Here is a 4,440-nt window from a genome sequence, read left to right as displayed (position 1 = left end):
TCAACTTATTTAATGACGATCCCTTAGTCATCGTGGGGCATGGGATGGCGGGCTCCCGGATGATCAGTGAGCTTCGTTCCCGAGACCCCAACCTGATCATCACCGTGTTCGGGGGAGGAACCGCATCCCGCCTACAACCGCATCCTGCTGTCGAACGTCCTGTCGGGAAAGGCGGATCTCGCCGACATCACCCTGGTCGACCATGCGACGTCCGGCGACAGCGGTGGCGGCGGCCACAGCGATGGCGGCCACAGCGACGGCGACACGCCCCCGCGCGCCTTGGTCGACGTCCGGGTCGGCGTGGTGGCACACCACATCGACCGTACGCGTCGCACCGTCACGGCCGGCGACGGCAGCGTCGTCGCCTACGACGTACTCATCCTCGCCACCGGGAGCCGGGCGTGGCTGCCACCGATCGAAGGACTGACCCGACCGGATGGGACGCTGCTACCCGGAGTGGCGGCGTTCCGCACTCTCGACGACTGCCGGCGCATCCTCACCCAGGCCGAACGGGCCACCCGCGCGGTGGTGCTCGGCGGCGGCCTGCTCGGCCTGGAGGCGGCCCGCGGCCTGGTCCGCCGCGGTCTGGACACGACGGTCCTGCACGCCGCGGGTCACCTGATGAACCGCCGGCTCGACCGGCGGGCCGGACAGGTGCTGGCCCGGACGCTGGCCGGACTCGGGGTGCGGTCCCGGCTCGAGGCCAGGGTCGTCCGGATCCATGGCGACGAGCGGCTCACCGGGGTGGAGTTGGCCGGCGACGAGGTGCTCGACGCCGATCTGCTGGTGGTCTCGACCGGCGTCGTGGCGGTGACCGGCCTTGCCGCGGCGGCCGGCCTGCCGGTCGAAGCCGGGATCGTGGTGGACGATCAGATGCGCTCCCCCGCCGATCCGGCCGTGTTCGCGGTCGGTGACTGCGCGCAGCACGACGGGACGGTGCAGGGACTGGTGGCGCCGGCGTGGGACCAGGTCCGGGTGGTGGCTGACCTTGTCACCGGCGCCGACCCCGCCGCGCGCTACAGCGGCGCCCGGCCCGTGACCAGGCTCAAGGCGCCGGGAGTGGATCTCGCCACCATGGGCGAGGTCGACGTGGACGAGTTCGACGAGGACGCCGAGGTGCTGCAGTTCGTCGATGTCACCCGGGGCACCTTCAAGAAGCTGGTGATCCGCGGGGACCGACTGGTGGGCGCGATCATGCTCGGTGACAACCCGACGGTGGGGACCGTGGCGCAGTTGTTCGACCGGCAAGCTCCGGTGCCGGCCGACCGGCGTAGCCTGCTGTTCCCGGCCCGGACCGAGGTCACCGTCACCGACAGTCCGGCGACCCTGCCCGACCGGGTCACCATCTGCCGGTGCAACAACGTGACCAAGGACGGGATCACCCGCTGCTGGTTGGACGGGGCACGTGACCTGCCGGCGATCGTCACCGGTACCCGGGCGACCACTGGATGCGGCACCTGCCGGGACGCCGTCGCGGGCATCGTCGAGTGGCTGGCCGCGGCCGACCCGGACCCCCCGGCCGCGGCGGGCGACAACTGCGCGACCGGCCTGGAGGAATGTCCTCAGACGGACCGGCGCAGCAGCGGCGGGTGCAGCGCGGTCGCCGAGCCACGCCGATACAGTTCGGCGGGCCGACCGCCACCGCGCGGGGAGGTGCGCTGGCCCAGCGGCACGACGAATCCCGGCGTGGACAGCACCTTGCGGCGGAAGTTCGGCGGGTCCAACGCGACGCCCCACGCGGCCTCGTAGACGCGGCGCAGGTCGGCCAAGGTGAACTGGTCCTCGCAGAAAGCGGCGGCCAGCGGAGTGTACTCCAGCTTGGCCCGGGCCCGCTCCACGCCGTCCACCACTATCCGCGGATGGTCGAAGGCCAGCGTCGGGCCGTCGGTCGAGTCCAGATCCTCCACCGGCCACCAGCGGGCCCGCGGTCCGTCCCGGCCGGGCGGCGGCTGCGGGAGGTTCGGCAGCAGGGCCAGGTAGGCCACGCTGACCACCCGAACACGCGGGTCGCGGTGCGCGCCGCCGTAGGTCCGCAGCTGCTCGAGGTGACCGGTCGTCGTGACGCCCGTCTCGGCCGCGAGCTGCCGCAGGGCCGAGGCGTCGAGATCCTCGTCGCGGTCGACGAAACCACCGGGCAGTGCCCAGCATCCGCCGAACGAGGGATCGTCCCGGCGGATGACCAGGACGCAGAGCCGACCGGCGCGCAGGGTCAGCAGAACCACGTCCACGCTGACGGCGAGGGCGGGCGGCATGACGGCGTCACCGTCATGCCGCCCGCCCTCGCCGTCCAACGGACCGCGGATCCGGTTCGGTGGAGAGGCGGGCGCCACCCCTCCAGTCTGGCCATCCCCGCGCCGATGCACACGGGTCCCTCCTCGACCTCCCGCCGAAAGCGGCACCTCAGCGGGCGACGCCGCCCGACGGCCCGGGACGGCTCAGGGACGGCCCTCTGCGTGGACGACGGGCAGGCACGGCGGGCCGTAGCCCACCTCCCGGGCGATGGGGGGAAGGGCCGCGAGGGCCAGACGATGGTGCTCGCGAGCGCGCCGGGTGCCGGCCGGCCCGGTCAGGCCACCAACCGGCTCACCGGCCTTCACTAGCGGACGCAACAGGTCCCGGTCCCGGGCCGGGTCGGGCGGTCGCAGCGACGCGGGGAGCACGTCCCCGGAGCCAGAGGGACCCACCCCCGGACCGGACGGCGCGGACGGCGCGGACGGCGCGGACAAGCAGTCCGGGGCCGGCTGCGAGCCCGGCGGGCTCGGAAAGATGACATCAGCGACGGCACGGCCGTTGAGGTCATGGCGGCGGATGACCCGCTTGCGCCCCCCACGGGTGCTCTTGCCGACCGACCTCTTCGCCACGGGTTCGCCGTCGACCTCGACCAGCTTGTAGACGAACCCCGCGGTGGGCGCACCCGCACCGGTGACCAGGCTGGTACCGACACCGTAGCCGTCCACCGGGGCATCGCCCAACCGGGCTATGGCGTGCTCGTCCAGATCCCCGGTCGCGATGATCCGTGTTCTGGTCGCACCGAGGCTGTCGAGCTGCGCGCGGACGGCGCCGGCGACCCGACCCAGGTCCCCGCTGTCGATCCGGACAGCCCCGAGCTCGGCGCCCGCCGTCGCGACGGCGGCGGCGACCCCCGCGGGGACGTCGTACGTGTCGACGAGCAGCGTCGTGCCGACACCGAGGGTGGCGATCTGCGCGGCGAACGCCTCAGCCTCACTCGGATGGACGAGTGTGAAGGCGTGCGCACTGGTACCGACGCTGGGGACCTCGTACGCTCGGGCGGCCTCCAGGTTCGACGTGGCTGCGAAACCCACGAGGTAGGCCGCGCGGGCGGCGGCCACGGCGGCGGCCTCATGGGTGCGCCGGGATCCCATCTCGAGACAGGGCCGGTCCCCGGCCGCCCCGACCATCCGGGCCCCCGCGGCCGCGATCGCGCTGTCGTGGTTAAGGATGGCGAGCACGAGTGTCTCGAGCAGCACGGTCTCAGCGAAGGTGCCCTCGACGGCGAGCACTGGCGTCTCGGCGAAAAACGGTTCGCCCTCGGCGAAGCCATGGATGTCGCCGCCGAAGCGGTAGTCCGCCAGCCACTGTGCCGTGACCTCGTCGATGACATCGGCGGCCCACAGAGCGGCTAGCTCGGGCGGCCCGAACCGGAAGTCCGCCAGCGCATCGAGCAGCCGGCCGGTGCCAGCGAACACACCAAAACGGCGACCCGGCGGCAATGATCGGGTGAAGACTTCGAAGACCACACGACGATCCGCCGCGCCGGACCGGAGCGCCGCGCGCAACATGGTCAACTCATAGTGATCGGTCAGGAGTGCCGTCGACATCCGGAACACGGTAGGGACGAACACGCTCCGATGCGCGCCGACCGGCGATTTGGCGGGCGGGGAAAGGGAGTGCCTTCATCCCGCCTGGGCACGTTGGCCCGACAGTGCATGTTGGCCTGGCGGTGGGTAAGCGTCGATTCCCACACGGCCTACACTACACGTTCCATCGACCTTCAGTAGCATACGGGAGAGCCTCGACGTGACCACGCTGATCAGCACTAGGCCGATCAGTACCAGGCCGATCAACGCAACCCCGACCGGCCCGACGGCGAGCACGGGGAGGATGACTGCGAGAACGGTCAGTCACCTTCGGTCGCAACCCGAACAGAAACGCTCTCCGGGGATCCCCGGGGTCGGCGTGCGATCGTCTTGACCGTGGACCACAGCAATGCCGGGATCTTCCTCGTCACTGTCGGCGGGGCGCTGTTCGCACTGCTGGTGCTCGGCGGCCGGGCGGGCCGGAGCATCGCGCGCGAGGTCTGGAGTCGTATCGGCTTCTTCCGCTGGATACTCCTCCTGATCATCGTTGTGATCGTTCTCGACCTCGCGGACGGACTTCCCAACCAATGAACATACATTCGACGGGAACGCCCTCGCATAA

The 4,440-nt window shown here is 71.4% G+C and carries 3 protein-coding genes and 1 pseudogene; 2 read left to right on the top strand and 2 right to left on the bottom strand.

All coding sequences use genetic code 11. The features are described from left to right. Positions 1-126: 126 nt before the first annotated feature. Positions 127-1,476: pseudogene (locus AC08OJ_RS18745) on the top strand (FAD-dependent oxidoreductase); the annotation flags it as partial. An 86-nt stretch (positions 1,477-1,562) separates the two neighbouring features. Here AC08OJ_RS18745 and AC08OJ_RS18740 read toward each other — a convergent pair. Beyond that, positions 1,563-2,252: an NUDIX hydrolase gene (locus AC08OJ_RS18740; protein WP_476594579.1), complete on the bottom strand. Its 690-nt coding sequence runs from the start codon at positions 2,250-2,252 to the stop codon at positions 1,563-1,565. 183 nt (positions 2,253-2,435) lie between these two features. After that, positions 2,436-3,839: a nicotinate phosphoribosyltransferase gene (locus tag AC08OJ_RS18735; RefSeq protein WP_476596428.1), complete on the bottom strand. Its 1,404-nt coding sequence runs from the start codon at positions 3,837-3,839 to the stop codon at positions 2,436-2,438. A gap of 375 nt (positions 3,840-4,214) precedes the next feature. On the opposite strand from AC08OJ_RS18735, the gene AC08OJ_RS18730 reads away from it, so the two are divergent. Continuing rightward, complete coding sequence (locus AC08OJ_RS18730; RefSeq protein ID WP_476596427.1) at positions 4,215-4,409, top strand: hypothetical protein; 195 nt, start codon at positions 4,215-4,217, stop codon at positions 4,407-4,409. Positions 4,410-4,440: the final 31 nt, after the last annotated feature.

The sequence above is a fragment of the Frankia sp. CgKIO3 genome, assembly GCF_977946435.1.
Note: the sequence above shows the minus strand (reverse complement) of the source record. Positions and strands in the feature narration are given on the sequence as shown.